Below are 14,386 nucleotides of genomic sequence, written 5' to 3'. Positions count from 1 at the left end.
TCGTCTCGTTCGGGCGCCGTTTCCCAGCGGAACGGCGCCCGAAACGCGTCACACGGTCCGCACAGTGCAATGACAACGTCGTCATAGCACAATCGATCAAGAACGACCGCCCCTGGGGTGGTTCACACACCCGGACGCTGCGGTATGGTCTGCCGACCCTTGGTATGGCAGATCGAGGAGCGTGCGCGTGTTCAACCGGAACCGATTCCTGCGGAGAGTCGCGGCGATCGCGTCCATATCCCTGGTGGCCGGCTGCAGTCTCTTGTCCGACGGCGATGCCGACAGCAAGGGCCCCATCGTCGTGGGCACCACCAGCGCCCCCAGCACGCTCGACCCGGCCGGTGCCTGGGACGGCTCCTGGGAGCTGTATCGGAACATCTTCCAGACGCTTCTCGCCTACCCGAACGGCGCCACGACGCCGCAGCCCGACGCCGCCGAGAGCTGCTCCTTCACCGACTCCAGCAGCCGGACCTACCGCTGCAAGCTGCGTGAGGGCATGAAGTTCGCCGACGGCGACGCGCTGAACGCCCAGGCGGTCCAGCACTCGATCGACCGCATCCGCACCATCAACGCCCCCGCAGGCCCCGCCGGACTCCTCGGCAGCCTGGACAGCGTGGACACGGTCGGTGACCGCGAGGTGGTCTTCCACCTCAACCAGTCCGACGCCACCTTCCCGTTCGTGCTGGCCACCCCGGCCATGTCGATCGTCGACCCCGACGAATACCCCGCGAACTCCCTGCGCAAGGACAGCAAGGTCTTCGGCTCCGGGCCGTACGAGCTGCAGTCCTACGAGGAGGGCAAGCAGGCCGTCCTGGTCCGCAACGACCACTACGACGGCTTCGCCAAGCGGCAGAACGACGCGGTGACCATCCGCTACTTCCAGGACTCGGCCACCATGGTCAAGGCCCTGCACGACAAGCAGATCGACGTCACCTACCGCGGTCTGGCCGCCGACGACATCATCTCGCTGCAGCGGCACGGCACCACCGACCTCCAGCTGGTCGACGGCGCCGGCATGGACATCAGCTACCTGGTGTTCAACCCCAAGGACCCGTGGGCCAAGCAGCCCGCCGTCCGCAAGGCCGTCGCCCAGGTCGTCGACCGGGGCGCCATCGCGCACAAGGTCTACAAGGACACCGTGGACCCGCTGTACTCCATGGTCCCCAAGGGCCTCACCGGCCACACCACGGCCTTCTTCGACGACTTCGGCGACCCGAGCGTCTCCAAGGCCCGCAAGACCCTCCAGAACGCGGGCATCACCCAGCGCGTCCCGCTCACCCTCTGGTACACCACCGACCGCTACGGCTCCGAGACGGCCCTGATGTTCCAGGAGCTCAAGCGGCAGCTGGACGACTCCGGCCTGTTCTCGATCACCCTCAAGAGCCGCCCGTGGAAGACCTACGTGGTCGGCTACCAGAAGGGTGAGTACCCGGTGTTCGGCCGCGGCTGGTTCCCGGACTTCCCCGACGCGGACAACTTCATCGCGCCGTTCGTCGGCGAGAAGAACGCCCTCGGTACGCCCTACGACGCCAAGCAGATCACCTCGGTGCTGCTGCCCCGCTCGCGCGCCCAGAGCGACCGCGCCAAGGTGGTCAAGGACCTCAAGGAGGCCCAGCAGATCCTGGTGGACGACGCCCGGCTGATCCCGCTGTGGCAGGGGCGGCAGTACGTGGCGGCCACCGACGACATGTCCGGCGGCGAGCGCGCCCTCGACCCGTCGACGATCATGATGATGTGGGAGCTGCACCGCAAGACCAGCTGGTGATTCCGGCTCACGGCAGCGGTTGTCAGTGGTCGCCTGTAGGTTCTTGAGCCGGCAAGTGACCGCACATCGTGAGGACGTTGACGTGACCGACATCGCCATGCTGCCCGAGTCCTGGCGCGGGGTTCTGGGCGACGAGCTGCAGCAGCCCTACTTCAAGGAGCTGACCGAGTTCGTCGAGGAGGAGCGGGCGAGCGGTCCCGTCTACCCGCCGCGCGACGAGGTCTTCGCCGCGCTGGCGGCGACGCCGTACGAGAAGGTCAAGGTCCTCGTCCTCGGCCAGGACCCGTACCACGGCGAGGGCCAGGGCCACGGTCTGTGCTTCTCGGTCCGCCCGGGGGTGAAGACCCCGCCCTCCCTCCGGAACATCTACAAGGAGATGAAGGAGGAGCTGGGCCTGCCCGTCCCGGACAACGGCTATCTGATGCCGTGGGCCGAGCAGGGTGTGCTGCTGCTCAACGCGGTGCTCACCGTCCGGGCCGGCGAGGCCAACTCGCACAAGGGCAAGGGCTGGGAGAAGTTCACCGACGCGGTCATCCGCGCGGTCGACTCCCGGCCCGACCCGGCGGTCTTCGTGCTGTGGGGCAACTACGCGCAGAAGAAGCTTCCGCTGATCGACGAGAGCCGGCACGTCGTGGTCAAGGGCGCGCACCCCTCGCCGCTGTCCGCGAAGAAGTTCTTCGGCTCCCGCCCGTTCACGCAGATCAACGAGGCGATCGCCGCGCAGGGCCACGAGGCGATCGACTGGACCGTCCCGAACCTGGGCTGACCCGCCGCCCCGCGGGCGGCCCCGTGTCGCACGGGGCTGCCTGCCCGGGATTGCCGCCCCCGCCGGTTAGCGTCGGGACGGACAGATGACCGGACAGCCGGCCAGACATCCGACGACGGCCCCGGAGGACGTGGTGGCGGAGCGACAGGAGCAGGCGGCGCCGGATGCCGTGCTGACGCGGATCGGGCAGGTCGTGATGCTGCATCACGGGGGCGACCGCGAGGAGGCCCGGCACCGCTTTCTCCAGCTGTGGGCGGAGATCGGCGAGGACGGCGCCCCACTGCACCGCTGCACCCTGGCCCACTACCTGGCCGACACCCAGGACGACCCCAGCGACGAACTGGCCTGGGACCTCAGGGCGCTGTCGGCGGCGGAGGAACTGGCGGACGGCCGCGGCGCCGGTGACCCGCTGAGCGTGCGCGCCTTCTTCCCCTCGCTCCACCTCAACCTGGCCGCCGACTACGTCAAGCTGGGCCACGCCGAGGCCGCCCGCAGCCATCTGCGCCGGGCCCGCCGGTCCGCCGGCTCCCTGACCGACGACGGCTACGGCAACGGCGTACGGGCGGCGATCAGCCGCCTGGAGCTGCGCCTGGGGGAGGACGACTCCCCGGGCGGCGACTCGTGGGGCCCACCGCGACAGCGGCCCACTCCCTAGGGCCGGTACGGCCAGGGTCAACGTCTGTACGTCTGCTCGCAGATCGCCGCCTCGGGGCTGTCCCCGCGCCAGCCGCCGTACTGCTTGCCGAGGGCGCACACGTCCGGGGCCTTCGGGACCGGCTGGGACACGTCCGGGGTGTCGGTGCGCGGCTCGTGGGGCTGGTCCGGGCGCGGGTGCGGCCGGGGGTGTGCGGGCGGGGCCGACGGGCGGTGGGTGACCGGCGGTGCGGCCGTCGCCCGGTGCGGGGTGGCGCTCTGCCGGGCGGGGTGCCGGTGCTTGGACGGGCCGACCATCTCCAGTGCCTCCCGCGCCGGTGCCTGCACCACCCGCGGCTCGGCACTGCCGTCCGGCCGGGGCGCGGACGGCTGCGAGGGCGCGGTGTCGGGCGGGGGCGCCGGTGTCGCCGGGCGGTGTACCGTCACACAGCCGGAGAGGGCCGAGACGGCCACGGTGACCAGGAGCGCTGCGGTGGTCGTCGTTCGATGCACCCGGGCAACTCTGGTGGGTCGGCCCCCGGATTGGCACCGCGCACGGGAGGTTGAGCCCCCCGCACGGGTGATCTCGTGCCCCGTACGGAGGGTCTCGGAGTGCCGAGGGTGACGTTCAGTCGCCGGTGGCGCCGTCGATCCGCTCGCGGACGAGGTCGGCGTGGCCGTTGTGCCGGGCGTACTCCTCGATCATGTGCGTGTAGATCCACCGGAGGCTGAACGGCTCCTCGGTGAACCGGCTCCTGCCCCGGGAGAGATCGTCGAGCGCGAAGCCGGCCGCGTTGCGCCGGGCCGTCTCGATCTCCGCCTGCCAGGTGCCGTACGCCTCTTCCCAGGTGTCCGCCGCGGTGAGGTGGAACTCGCCGTCCCGGTCCTCCTCGGTGAAGTAGATCGGCCCGGGGTCGTCGCCCACCAGGACCTTGCGGAACCAGCCCCGCTCCACGTCGGCCATGTGCCGCACGAGGCCCATCAGGGACAGCTCGGACGGCGGCACGGACGCGGTCCGCAACTGCTCGTCGGTCAGGCCCTCGCACTTCCAGGCCAGCGTCCGGCGGTGATAGTCCAACCAGCCCTCCAGCATGGCGCGTTCACCGGCGTTCTGGGCGGGCTCCTGGCGTTCTGTCGTCATGCCCGCATCCTCGCAACACGACGCGGAGTGCCACCAGGGGGTTTTCAGGTGCCCAGCATCCCGGCCAGCAGCTCCCGCAGTCCCTTGCGGACCTCCTCCAGGCTCGGCACCTCGGTGCTGAACGAACCGGCCGCGCACGAGAACATCAGCCCGTCCGCCCAGGCGATCACCGACAGCACGTGCCGGGCCGGGTCGGTCGAGCCGACGGCGGTGAGCAGCGCTGCCAGCTGCTCCTTGAAGACGGCGCCGGTCGCGTCGTAGTAGGCGCGCAGCTCGGGGCGGCGGGAGGCTTCCAGGGCCAGTTCGTAGCGGGCGATCAGCAGCTCGCGGCCCCCGGTCAGGGAGCGGTGCAGCGCCAGGGCCATGCCCTCGGCCAGCGCGTCGAGCCCGCTCCGCGGGTCCGGCAACTCCTCCAGCGCGAGCAGCCGCGCCTCCCGCTCGGCGTGCCGCCGCACCGCGAGCTCCAGCAGCGCCTGCCGGGTGCGCGCCACGTTCGAGGTCGAGCCCTGCGGCAGCCCGGCCGCCTCGTCCACCGCCCGGTGCGTCAGTCCGCGCATTCCGCGCTCGGCGAGCAGGGCGAGGGCGGTGTCGGCCACGAGATCGGCGCGGGACGCGCTCGGGGTGCGTACGGACATGAGCAGACCCTACCCGGTTCACTACGGCTGTAGTAGAGTCACTGGACACTACAGCTGTAGTTCTCAGGAGGAGCCATGGCACAGTCGGCCCGCGCGATCGTCATCGGCGGCGGAATCGGGGGCCTCACCGCGGCCGCGGCCCTGCACCGGCGGGGCTGGGAGGTCACCGTGCTGGAGCGGGCCGGCTCGCTGGAGCCGGTGGGCGCGGCCATCTCGCTCGCCCCGAACGCCCTGCGCGCCCTGGACGTCATCGGCATCGGCGACGAGATCCGCGACCTGGCCGCCTGGCAGGGCGACGGAGGTCTGCGCACCCCGGGCGGGCGGTGGCTGTCCCGCTCCAGCGCCGATGCCGCCGCCGCCCGCTTCGGCGGCCCGCTGGTCCTGCTGCCCCGCACCACCCTCGTCGACCGCCTCGCCGCACTGCTCCCGCCCGGTGCGGTCCGTACGGCGGCCGCCGCGACCCTCGCCGACCCGGGGGACAGGGCCCGCCCGGCCCGGGTGGCTGCGGCCGGTGAGGAGCTGAAGGCCGACCTGGTGGTCGGCGCGGACGGCATCAACTCCCGTGTCCGGAATGCACTGTTCCCCGCCCACCCGGGGCCGGTGTACGCCGGGTTCACGACCTGGCGGGTGCTGATCCCGGTGCCCGGCGTCGAGTTCGCCTCGCACGAGACCTGGGGCCGGGGCCGTATCTGGGGCACCCACCCGCTCAAGGACGGCCGGGTCTACGCCTACGCGGCCGCCGTGGCCCCGGCCGGGGAGCGGGCTCCCGACGACGAGCAGGCCGAACTGCTGCGCCGGTTCGGGAACTGGCACGACCCGATCCCCGCCGTCATCGCCGCCGCCCGGCCCGAGGACGTGCTGCGCCACGACGTCCACCACATCGCCCAGCCCCTGCCCGCCCACCACCTGGGCCGGGTCGCGCTGCTCGGCGACGCGGCCCACGCCATGCCGCCGACCCTCGGCCAGGGCGGCAACCAGGCCGTCGAGGACGCCGTCGTACTGGCCCACCATGCCGACGACCTCGCCGCATACACGGCCGCCCGGCTGCCGCGTACCACCGCGATCGCCCGGCAGGCAGTCAAGGTCGCCCGCCTCGGCATGGCCGAGAGCCGGGCCGTCGTCGCCGTACGCGACACCGCGGTCGCCGCCCTCTCGAAGGCCCGTCCCGCCCTGTTCCTGCGGAGCTTCGACGGCATCGCCGACTGGCGGCCGCCGTATGCTTCCGAGGAGGCACACGCAGGCAAGCGGTAGGGGAGCGCACGTGAAGGTCGGCTGCATCGGTCTCGGGGACATCGCACAGAAGGCGTACCTGCCGGTGCTGGGCACCCAGCCGGATGTCGACCTCCACCTGCAGACCCGCACCCCCGACACCCTCACCCGGGTCGCGGACTCGCTCCACCTGCCCGGGGACCGGCGGCACACGTCCCTGGACTCCCTGCTGGAGGCGGGCCTCGACGCGGCCTTCGTGCACGCGCCCACCGTCGCCCACCCGGAGATCGTCACCCGGCTGCTCGAAGCGGGCGTGCCCACGTACGTGGACAAGCCCCTCGCCCACCGACTCGCCGACTCCGAACGGCTGGTGACCCTCGCCGAAGAACGCGGCGTCTCGCTGTTCGTCGGCTTCAACCGGCGCTACGCCCCCGCGTACGCGCAGTGCCAGGACCACCCGCGCGAGCTGATCCTCATGCAGAAGAACCGGATCGGGCTGCCCGAGGAACCGCGCTCGATGATCCTGGACGACTTCATCCACGTCGTCGACACCCTGCGGTTCCTGGTGCCCGGCCCGGTCGACGACGTCACCGTCCGCGCCCGCACCGAGGACGGGCTGCTCCACCACGTCGTGCTCCAGCTCGCCGGGGACGGCTTCACCGCGCTCGGCGTGATGAACCGGCTCAGCGGCTCGGCCGAGGAGATCCTGGAGGTCTCCGGGCAGGACACCAAGCGCCAGGTGCTCAATCTCGCCGAGGTCGTCGACCACAAGGGACAGCCGACGGTGCGCCGGCGCGGCGACTGGGTGCCGGTGGCCCGGCAGCGCGGCATCGAGCAGGCGGTCCTCGCCTTCCTGGAGGCGGTGCGCGCGGGCAAGGTGCTCAGCGCCCGTGACGCACTGGCGACCCATGAGCTGTGCGAGCGGGTCGTACGAGCGGTTGTCGACCCGACCGGCGCTGCCTGAGCGCCCGCACACCCTCGGTGCCGCACAACGCGGCCAGCACCAGCAGCGCGGCGTGCACCGGCCAGTCGCCGAAGCGGACGAACGGCGTGACGCCGTGCGCGAGCGGCACCTCGTACACGCGGGCGGTGCTCGCGCCGGTGCCCAGCCACGGGCCGAGGCGCTGCCCGCTCGGGCCGTAGACGGCGGAGACGCCGGTCAGGGTGGCGTGCACCATCGGGCGGCCGGTCTCGGCGGCGCGCAGCGCGGCCAGCGAGGCGTGCTGCTCCGGAGCCCAGCTGTGCTGGAAGGTCGAGGTCGCGGACTGGCCGAGCAGAACGTCCGCACCGTCCTCGGCGAGATGCCGGCTCATGTCGGGGAACGCGGTCTCGAAGCAGATCATCGGGCCGATGCGCAGCCCGTGCCCGACGTCCATCACGACCTGTTCGGTGCCGCGCCGACGGTCCTCGCCCGCCGCCTTGCCGACGGAGGTGGCCCAGCCGAGCAGGGAGCGGGCCGGGACGTACTCCCCGAAGGGAACGAGGCGCATCTTGTCGTACCGGGCACCGGTCGGGCCGTCCGGGCCGATGAGCACCGAACTCTTGTAGATGCCGCGCCGGTCCGAGCGGCGTGCGTCCACATTGACCAGGATGTCCGCACCGGTCTGCCGGGACAGCACCGCGATCCGCCGCGCCAGGTCGGGCCGGTGGCCCAGATCGAAGCCGACGCTGCTCTCGCCCCAGACGATCAGGTCGACGTGCTGCCCGGCCAACTGCCGGGTCAGCTGCTCCTCGTGGTCGAAACGCCGGTCGCCGCCGTCCATGACGCCCGGCTGTACGACGGCGATCCGGACGCGTCCGTCGATGTCCGGGCGGGGTGCCCACGCCCAGGCCGCCGAGGTGGCGGCGGCGGTGGCGACGAGCGAGGCGAGGGCGGGTATCCGGAACTCCCGCACGGCCACCAGCATGGCGACCGCCACGTTGACGGCCACCACCAGGAAGCTGAGCAGCCACACCCCGCCCACCGAGGCCAGCCGCAGCGCCGGGCCCACCTGCCACTGGCTGGAGCCGAGCATGCCCCAGGGCCCGCCGAGGCCCTGCCAGGAGCGGACCAGCTCCACCGCCAGCCACGCCGACGGCAGCACCAGCAGCGCGGCCACGCCCCGCCCCGGCGACGGCGTCCCGCCGAGGAACCGGCGGACCAGCCAGCCCCAGGGCGCCCACAGCAGACTCAGCAGCCCGGCTATCAGGAACAGGAACACGTGGAGGCTCGGCAGCAGCCAGTGGTGCACGGCCAGCATCAACCCGAAGCCGCCGAACCAGCCGTCGTACGCCGCCCGCCGCCCGGTCGGCGCCGAGCGCACCAGGAGGATCCAGGGGACCAGAGCGACGTACGCGAACCACCACAGCGAGGGCGCCGGGAACGCGAACACGGGCAGAGCGCCTGCGAGAGCGGCGGCGACGGAACGCCGCCAGGGAGAGGTCAGCCAGCGGTCGAACGTCCTCATACGGAGTCTCCCTACCAAGGGCTGCCTCCAGTGTGCGCGCCGGAAGCGATCTCCGACAGAGGGCGTCGAGGAGGCTCAGCGGCTCACTCGGGCAGGGTCGCCGGGCTGCGCTCGGGCATCCGGCGCCACTTCTCGTGCACGACGACCTCGCGCAGCCGCCAGCCCTCCCGCGTGCGCAGCAGCCCGAAGTCGTACCGGCCGCCGCACACCAGGTCCGGCGCACCCGAACTGCCGTCGCCGGCGAAGCGCATGGGGTTGACGTAGTCGGCGCGCACCCGGGCCGTGTCTCCGGTGTCGTGCTCCAGGATCCCGAACCGCAGCCGCCGGTTGACGATCAGATGCTGCCGCATCGCGAACAGGTCCAGGCTCTCGGAGAGCCACCCGGCCACCCGGCCGGCCTCGCCCTCGATGCCGCCGGCGGAACGGTAGTCGGCCCGCCCGTCCGGCGTGAACAGCCCTCGGTACGCCGTCCAGTCACCGTCGTCCACCGCCGCCGCGTACTCGGTGACCAACTCGTCCACGGCCAGCCGGTCCATCACGGTAGCGAGCTCCACACGCTGCGTCATCGGCACAGTGTTGGACACCGGAGGCCAGGTGCCAAGAGGCGCGCCGAATATTCGGTGGTGCGGGGGAGGCCGGACGACCGAACCTGTCCTCGTGAACGATCAGTCAGTCGAACAAGTAGTTGAACCCGAGCCGAAGTTCCGGATCCGGGCCCGCCACACGGATTCCACGGTCACCGTCTACCAGGCGTACCGCCCGGAGATCGGCGGCCCCGCGGCCGATACCGGACGCTTTCCGGCCTCCTGGAAGCGGGACCGGATGACCTGGATCAAGCCGTCCTTCCTGTGGATGATGTACCGCTGCGGCTGGGGCACCAAGGAGGGCCAGGAGACGGTCCTCGCCGTCGAGATCGCCCGCGACGGCTTCGAGTGGGCCCTGCGGAACTCCTGCCTGTCGCACTACGTCTCCGGCCTGCACGAGAACCAGGCGGCCTGGAAACGGGAGTTGAGGCAGTCACCGGCCCGCGTCCAGTGGGACCCGGAGCGGGACCTGCACCTCAACGCGCTGCCGCACCGCTCGCTGCAGCTCGGTCTCGCGGGCGAGGCGGCCGTTCGGTACGCGGACGAGTGGATCGTCGGCATCGAGGACGTGACACCGCTGGCGACGGAGGTCCACGGGCTGGTGCGGGCCGGCGAGCTCGACCGGGCGGCACGGCTGCTGCCGGAGGAACGGCCGTACGCCGTGGCCGACGAGGTGCTCGCGCATCTGCGCGCGTAGCGTCGCCGCGTCCGACGCCGGCTCCGGACTCAGGCCGCCTCGATGATCTCTCCGCGGATGGCCGCCGCCCACTCGACCACCAACAGCTCGTACTCCGCGCGCTCCTGGGCCGACAGGGTGCCGCCCGCACGCAGCCACAGCGCCCGGATCTGCTCGTTCACCTCGGCAGCAGACCGCACGGAACCAGGGGGCAGGGAATCGGGGGACATGCGGACAAGCGTAGGGGCAAGCACTGACACTGCGCTACCGCCCGGCTACTCAGAACGTATGGGGTTGGTCACCGGCCGGCACGCCCGCGTTCGCGGTCGCGGCAGCCCAGAAGGCATATGCCCCGCCGGGCCGCCGAGCGGAAGAAGTCGCGGGCGCCGGTGAACAGCCGCTCCGGATACCCCCGTTCGTCCCCCGCGCGGCCACTGGATCCGCAGGCCATGGCCCCTTCGGGGGAGTGGGCGGGCAGGGTGGAGGGGGCTCGTTCAGGTCCGCCCCGTCCAGCGTCCGGGAGATGTCCGAAACGGCGGTGGACGCCGAGGAGTTGGGGTGGGGCGCCGGGCCGTCAGCTCGCCGATTCCGCCGCGTGAGGGCTCAGGGCGCCCGCCGTCACCAGCGCGATGATGACGATGCCGAGGGCGATGCGGTACCAGACGAAGGGCATGAAGCTCTTGTTGGAGATCCACTTCATGAACCAGGCGATCACCGCGTAACCCGACGCGAACGCGATCACCGTCGCGAACAGGGTCGGGCCCCAGTCGACATCGCCGCTGCCCACCGAGTCCTTCACCTCGAACACCCCGGACGCCAGCACCGCCGGGATGGCCAGCAGGAACGAGTAACGGGCCGCCGCCTCGCGCTTGTAGCCCATGAACAGGCCGCCGCTGATGGTCGCTCCGGAGCGGGAGACGCCGGGGATGAGGGCGCACGCCTGGCAGAGGCCGAAGACCAGGCCGTCCTTGACGCCCAGGTTCTCCAGCGTCTTGCGCTGCTTGGGCGCGCGGTGCCGCCCCCCGGTCTCGTCACGGGCCGCCAGGCGGTCGGCGATGCCGATCACGACGCCGACGACGATGAGCATCGTCGCGGTGATCCGCAGATCGCGGAACGGACCCTCGATCTGGTCCTTGAGCGTCACACCGAGCACACCGATCGGGATCGAGCCGACGATCACCAGCCAGCCCATGTGGGCGTCGTGGTTGTGCCGCATCGTCTTGTCGAACAGCGACCGGAACCAGGCCGAGACGATCCGCCCGATGTCCTTGCGGAAGTAGATCAGGACCGCCGCCTCCGTACCGATCTGGGTGATCGCGGTGAAGGCCGCCCCGGGGTCCTTCCAGCCCGAGAAGGCCGCGGTCAGCCGCAGGTGCGCGCTGGAGGAGACGGGCAGGAACTCGGTCAGCCCCTGGACGAGTCCGAGGACGAGCGATTCGAACCAAGACATGAAGGTATGACGTCCAAGCGCTGATGGGGATACGTGGTGATCATGTGACGAGTGCAGCGTATCGGGCTCCCGGGACCGCCCGGGAACAGGGGTTCGGCGGCGCCCTGCGGTGAGCGGCGGGACGCGAAGGTTCACAGGCGGCACCGGGTGTTGACCGGCCCCGGCGCCTCCGCTTACGTTGCAGCGCAGGAGAAAGCGCTTGCTGCACCCGCCGCACCGCGCCCGCCGCCGTCCCCGGAGGAGTGCTGAAACCGCCCATGCCTCGCTCGACATCCCCCTTCTCCGGCCGGCGCATCCGGGCCGCCGTCATCGGCACCGGCGCCATCGGGCGCGGATCGCATCTGCCCGCGCTCGCCCGACTCGCCGAGGAGGGCGAGACGGAGGTCGTGGCCGCCGTCGACATCGACAAGGACGCCGTGGCGGCGTTCTGCGCCGAGGCCGGTGTCCCGCACGCCTACACCGACCTCGACCTGATGCTCGCCGAGCAGCGCCCCGACCTGGTCACCATCGGCACCCCGCCCACGCTGCACCGCGCACAGACGGTGGCCGCGCTGCGCGCCGGGGCCTGGGTGTGGTGCGAGAAGCCCCCGGTGCCCTCGCTCGCCGACTTCGACGCGATCGAGGTGGAGGAGGGCGCCGACGGCGGGCCGTACGCGTCGATCGTCTTCCAGCACCGCTTCGGCTCCGGTTCCCGGCATGTGCGACAGCTCCTCGCCGAGCGGGCGATGGGGCGCCCGCTGGTGGCCCACTGCCAGACCACCTGGTACCGGGACACCGCCTACTACGCCGTGCCCTGGCGGGGGCGCTGGCACACCGAGGGCGGTGGCCCGGCCATGGGGCACGGCATCCACCAGATGGATCTGCTGCTCGACCTGCTCGGGCCGTGGAGCGAGGTGCGGGCCATGGCCGGCCGACTGGTGCACGACGTGGAGACCGAGGACGTCTCCACCGCACTCGTCCGCTTCGAGAACGGCGCGCTGGCGACCGTCGTCAACAGTGTGCTCAGCCCCGACGAGGTCAGCCGCATCCGCATCGACTGCGAACGAGCCACCGTCGAACTGACCCACCTCTACGGGCACGCCAACGCCAACTGGCACATCACCCCGGCTCCCGACGTGCCGTCCGAACAGGTGGCCACCTGGCGGGACTTCGGGCCCGACGTGCCCAGTTCGCACCTCGCGCAGCTGCGGGAGCTGGTGGCGAGCATGCGCGCGGGGGAGCGGCCGCGCAGCAGTGGGGCGGACGGGCGCACCAGTCTGGAGCTGATCACCGCGCTGTACAGGTCGGCGTTCACCGACACGACCGTACGACGCGGTGAGATCGGCCCCGGCGACCCGTACTACACGGCCCTGCACGGCGACGCGCCCGGCTGGGCCCCGGAGGCGGCCGAGGGGGTCCCGGCATGAGCGGCGGCCTGCGCCTCGTGCACACGCACGGCGACCGGATCACGGTGACCGAACCGCGCACCGGCGTCGAGCTGTTCGCCTACGTCTACCGTCCGGAGGCGGCCTGGGAGGCGCCGAAGCCGTACCTCCACCCGGTGCGGACCCTGGCGGGCGACGTCGTCACCGACTACCGGCCCAACGACCACCGCTGGCACAAGGGCCTGTCCCTGACGGCCTCGCATCTGTCCGGGGCGAACCTGTGGGGCGGCAACACGTACGTCCATGGGGAGGGCTACCTCGAACTCCCGGAGCGGGTCGGCTCGATGGCGCACGTCGGCTTCGACGAGATCGCCGCGGACGAGGGCCGGGCCGTCATCGCCGAGCGGCTGACCTGGCATCCGCACGGCGGCGAGCTCTGGGCCGAGGAGGTCCGCCGCGTCGAGGTGCACGACGTCGACCCGGCCGGCGGCTCCTGGGCACTGACCTGGTCGTCCGCGGTGACCAACCACCGCGCGGAGCCCCTCCGCTTCGGCAGTCCGACCACCGCCGGACGCGAGATGGCCGGCTACACCGGCTTGTTCTGGCGCGGCCCGCGCGCCTTCCGTGGCGGCCGGATCATCGGCCCCGACGGGGAGGGCCCGGAGCTGATGGGTGCACAGGCCCCCTGGCTGGCCCTGTCCGGTGAGCACGACGGCGCCGACGGGCACGCCACCGTCGTCTTCGCGCACGCCCCGGAGAACGATCACTCGGGCGCCGGCGGTGCCCACCCCGCCCACTGGTTCGTCCGCAACGACCCCTTCGCGGGCATCGCCCCGTCCTGGGCCTTCCACGAGGAGCTGGAGCTGGCCCCCGGTGACACCCTCACCCGCCGCTACCGCGTCGTCGTCGCCGACGGCGCCTGGGGGCGGGAGGAGATCGCCGAGTACCTGGAGGCGCACCCGTGGTGAGCGGGTACGGCGGGCTGCCCGGCGGGGTCGCCGTCTCGCGCCTGTGCGTCTACGACTGGCCCGCCGCCGACGGCCTGCACGGCGGAACCCCCCATCTGCACCTGGCCTGTTCGGAGGGGTACGTGGTCACGGGCGGGACCGGTGCCGTCCAGACGCTGACGGCGTCCGGGTACCGGGTCACGCCCCTGGAGGCGGGCACGGTCGCCTGGTTCACGCCCGGCACCGTCCACCGGCTGGTCAACGAGGGCGACCTGCGCATCACCGTCCTGATGCAGAACAGCGGCCTGCCGGAGGCCGGCGACGCGGTGCTCACCCTGCCCCCGCGGTACCTGACCGACCCGGACACGTACGCCGCCGCGACCGTGATCCCGGCCGACGCACCGGAGGAGGAGCGGGAGCGGCACGCCCGCGCCCGCCGAGACCTGGCCCTGGAGGGCTACCGCGCCCTGTGCGAAGCCACCGGCCCCGAGCCGCTGGCCGCCTTCCACCGGGCCGCCGCAGCCCTCGTACGGCCCCGGCTGGCGGAGTGGCGCGAGCGGTGGCGGCACGGGGCACGGGCGGCGGCCGAGACCACCGGGGACCACCTGGCCCGCCTCGAACGCGGCGACGTCTCCCACCTCGCCGATGCCGCCGTACGGGCCGAACGGCCTTCGGAGGAAGGGAAGTTCGGGATGTGCGGGCGGCTGGACGTGTACCGGCCGGAGACGCTGCCGTAGGGGCGGGACACCAGGCGTCCCGCCCCTTGTTC

General features: G+C 72.2%; 16 protein-coding genes. 9 read left to right on the top strand and 7 right to left on the bottom strand.

Going from position 1 to position 14,386, the window contains the following annotated elements; genetic code table 11:
• Nucleotides 1-187: 187 nt before the first annotated feature.
• The 3 genes from ACIRVH_RS23390 to ACIRVH_RS23380 all read left to right on the top strand — a co-directional run bounded on the left by ACIRVH_RS23390 (nucleotide 188) and on the right by ACIRVH_RS23380 (nucleotide 3,186).
• A complete protein-coding gene (locus tag ACIRVH_RS23390) occupies nucleotides 188-1,765 on the top strand; it encodes an ABC transporter substrate-binding protein (RefSeq protein WP_403956265.1) in 1,578 nt (525 codons plus the stop codon).
• An 82-nt stretch (nucleotides 1,766-1,847) separates the two neighbouring features.
• Entirely contained in the window at nucleotides 1,848-2,531 is a 684-nt protein-coding gene (gene ung / locus ACIRVH_RS23385; protein ID WP_403956263.1) for a uracil-DNA glycosylase, read from the top strand.
• A gap of 133 nt (nucleotides 2,532-2,664) precedes the next feature.
• A complete protein-coding gene (locus tag ACIRVH_RS23380; RefSeq protein WP_403956365.1) occupies nucleotides 2,665-3,186 on the top strand; it encodes a hypothetical protein in 522 nt (173 codons plus the stop codon).
• A 17-nt stretch (nucleotides 3,187-3,203) separates the two neighbouring features.
• Here ACIRVH_RS23380 and ACIRVH_RS23375 read toward each other — a convergent pair whose 3' ends face one another.
• The 3 genes from ACIRVH_RS23375 to ACIRVH_RS23365 all read right to left on the bottom strand — a co-directional run bounded on the left by ACIRVH_RS23375 (nucleotide 3,204) and on the right by ACIRVH_RS23365 (nucleotide 4,940).
• Nucleotides 3,204-3,677 (bottom strand): hypothetical protein, encoded by a 474-nt coding sequence (locus tag ACIRVH_RS23375; RefSeq protein ID WP_403956261.1) that lies wholly within the window; start codon nucleotides 3,675-3,677, stop codon nucleotides 3,204-3,206.
• Between the two features lie 115 nt (nucleotides 3,678-3,792).
• A complete protein-coding gene (locus ACIRVH_RS23370; protein ID WP_403956259.1) occupies nucleotides 3,793-4,305 on the bottom strand; it encodes a DinB family protein in 513 nt (170 codons plus the stop codon).
• Between the two features lie 44 nt (nucleotides 4,306-4,349).
• Nucleotides 4,350-4,940, bottom strand: a complete 591-nt coding sequence (locus tag ACIRVH_RS23365; protein ID WP_403956257.1) for a TetR/AcrR family transcriptional regulator — start codon at nucleotides 4,938-4,940, stop codon at nucleotides 4,350-4,352.
• Between the two features lie 75 nt (nucleotides 4,941-5,015).
• Here ACIRVH_RS23365 and ACIRVH_RS23360 point away from each other — a divergent pair, with 75 nt between their 5' ends.
• Both ACIRVH_RS23360 and ACIRVH_RS23355 read left to right on the top strand, forming a co-directional pair.
• A complete protein-coding gene (locus tag ACIRVH_RS23360; protein ID WP_403956255.1) occupies nucleotides 5,016-6,191 on the top strand; it encodes an FAD-dependent monooxygenase in 1,176 nt (391 codons plus the stop codon).
• Between the two features lie 10 nt (nucleotides 6,192-6,201).
• Entirely contained in the window at nucleotides 6,202-7,113 is a 912-nt protein-coding gene (locus ACIRVH_RS23355) for a Gfo/Idh/MocA family protein (RefSeq protein ID WP_403956253.1), read from the top strand.
• Here ACIRVH_RS23355 and lnt read toward each other — a convergent pair.
• Nucleotides 7,031-8,596 (bottom strand): apolipoprotein N-acyltransferase, encoded by a 1,566-nt coding sequence (gene lnt / locus ACIRVH_RS23350; RefSeq protein ID WP_403956251.1) that lies wholly within the window; start codon nucleotides 8,594-8,596, stop codon nucleotides 7,031-7,033. The genes ACIRVH_RS23355 and lnt overlap by 83 nt on opposite strands.
• A gap of 83 nt (nucleotides 8,597-8,679) precedes the next feature.
• Nucleotides 8,680-9,162, bottom strand: a complete 483-nt coding sequence (locus ACIRVH_RS23345) for a nuclear transport factor 2 family protein (RefSeq protein ID WP_403956250.1) — start codon at nucleotides 9,160-9,162, stop codon at nucleotides 8,680-8,682.
• A gap of 91 nt (nucleotides 9,163-9,253) precedes the next feature.
• On the opposite strand from ACIRVH_RS23345, the gene ACIRVH_RS23340 reads away from it, so the two are divergent.
• Nucleotides 9,254-9,877, top strand: a complete 624-nt coding sequence (locus tag ACIRVH_RS23340) for a DUF4291 domain-containing protein (RefSeq protein WP_403956248.1) — start codon at nucleotides 9,254-9,256, stop codon at nucleotides 9,875-9,877.
• A gap of 29 nt (nucleotides 9,878-9,906) precedes the next feature.
• Here ACIRVH_RS23340 and ACIRVH_RS23335 read toward each other — a convergent pair whose 3' ends face one another.
• A complete protein-coding gene (locus ACIRVH_RS23335; RefSeq protein ID WP_393482508.1) occupies nucleotides 9,907-10,086 on the bottom strand; it encodes a hypothetical protein in 180 nt (59 codons plus the stop codon).
• Nucleotides 10,087-10,430: 344 nt separating this feature from the next.
• On the bottom strand, nucleotides 10,431-11,306 hold the full coding sequence (locus tag ACIRVH_RS23330; RefSeq protein WP_403956246.1) for an undecaprenyl-diphosphate phosphatase: 876 nt from the start codon (nucleotides 11,304-11,306) through the stop codon (nucleotides 10,431-10,433).
• Between the two features lie 257 nt (nucleotides 11,307-11,563).
• Between ACIRVH_RS23330 and ACIRVH_RS23325 the strand changes: the two genes are divergently transcribed.
• Genes ACIRVH_RS23325 through ACIRVH_RS23315 form a run of 3 tightly spaced genes read left to right on the top strand, consistent with a single transcriptional unit; the run spans nucleotide 11,564 to nucleotide 14,354 of the window.
• A complete protein-coding gene (locus ACIRVH_RS23325) occupies nucleotides 11,564-12,712 on the top strand; it encodes a Gfo/Idh/MocA family protein (RefSeq protein WP_403956244.1) in 1,149 nt (382 codons plus the stop codon).
• On the top strand, nucleotides 12,709-13,638 hold the full coding sequence (locus tag ACIRVH_RS23320) for a PmoA family protein (RefSeq protein ID WP_403956243.1): 930 nt from the start codon (nucleotides 12,709-12,711) through the stop codon (nucleotides 13,636-13,638). Before ACIRVH_RS23325 ends, ACIRVH_RS23320 begins: the two co-directional genes overlap by 4 nt.
• A complete protein-coding gene (locus ACIRVH_RS23315; protein WP_403956241.1) occupies nucleotides 13,632-14,354 on the top strand; it encodes a cupin domain-containing protein in 723 nt (240 codons plus the stop codon). Before ACIRVH_RS23320 ends, ACIRVH_RS23315 begins: the two co-directional genes overlap by 7 nt.
• Nucleotides 14,355-14,386 lie beyond the last annotated feature (32 nt).

The sequence above is a fragment of the Streptomyces sp. NPDC101165 genome (assembly GCF_044768135.1).
GTDB lineage: Bacteria > Actinomycetota > Actinomycetes > Streptomycetales > Streptomycetaceae > Streptomyces.
This window is presented reverse-complemented; position numbering and strand designations above follow the sequence as displayed.

Bases quoted from the DNA above. Each gene is read 5' to 3' on its own strand.
- ACIRVH_RS23345 (WP_403956250.1), bottom strand. From the start codon at position 9,162: ATGACGCAGCGTGTGGAGCTCGCTACCGTGATGGACCGGCTGGCCGTG.
- ACIRVH_RS23370 (WP_403956259.1), bottom strand. From the start codon at position 4,305: ATGACGACAGAACGCCAGGAGCCCGCCCAGAACGCCGGTGAACGCGCC.
- lnt (WP_403956251.1), bottom strand. From the start codon at position 8,596: ATGAGGACGTTCGACCGCTGGCTGACCTCTCCCTGGCGGCGTTCCGTC.
- ACIRVH_RS23360 (WP_403956255.1), top strand. From the start codon at position 5,016: ATGGCACAGTCGGCCCGCGCGATCGTCATCGGCGGCGGAATCGGGGGC.
- ACIRVH_RS23365 (WP_403956257.1), bottom strand. From the start codon at position 4,940: ATGTCCGTACGCACCCCGAGCGCGTCCCGCGCCGATCTCGTGGCCGAC.
- ACIRVH_RS23325 (WP_403956244.1), top strand. From the start codon at position 11,564: ATGCCTCGCTCGACATCCCCCTTCTCCGGCCGGCGCATCCGGGCCGCC.
- ACIRVH_RS23335 (WP_393482508.1), bottom strand. From the start codon at position 10,086: ATGTCCCCCGATTCCCTGCCCCCTGGTTCCGTGCGGTCTGCTGCCGAG.
- ACIRVH_RS23320 (WP_403956243.1), top strand. From the start codon at position 12,709: ATGAGCGGCGGCCTGCGCCTCGTGCACACGCACGGCGACCGGATCACG.
- ACIRVH_RS23330 (WP_403956246.1), bottom strand. From the start codon at position 11,306: ATGTCTTGGTTCGAATCGCTCGTCCTCGGACTCGTCCAGGGGCTGACC.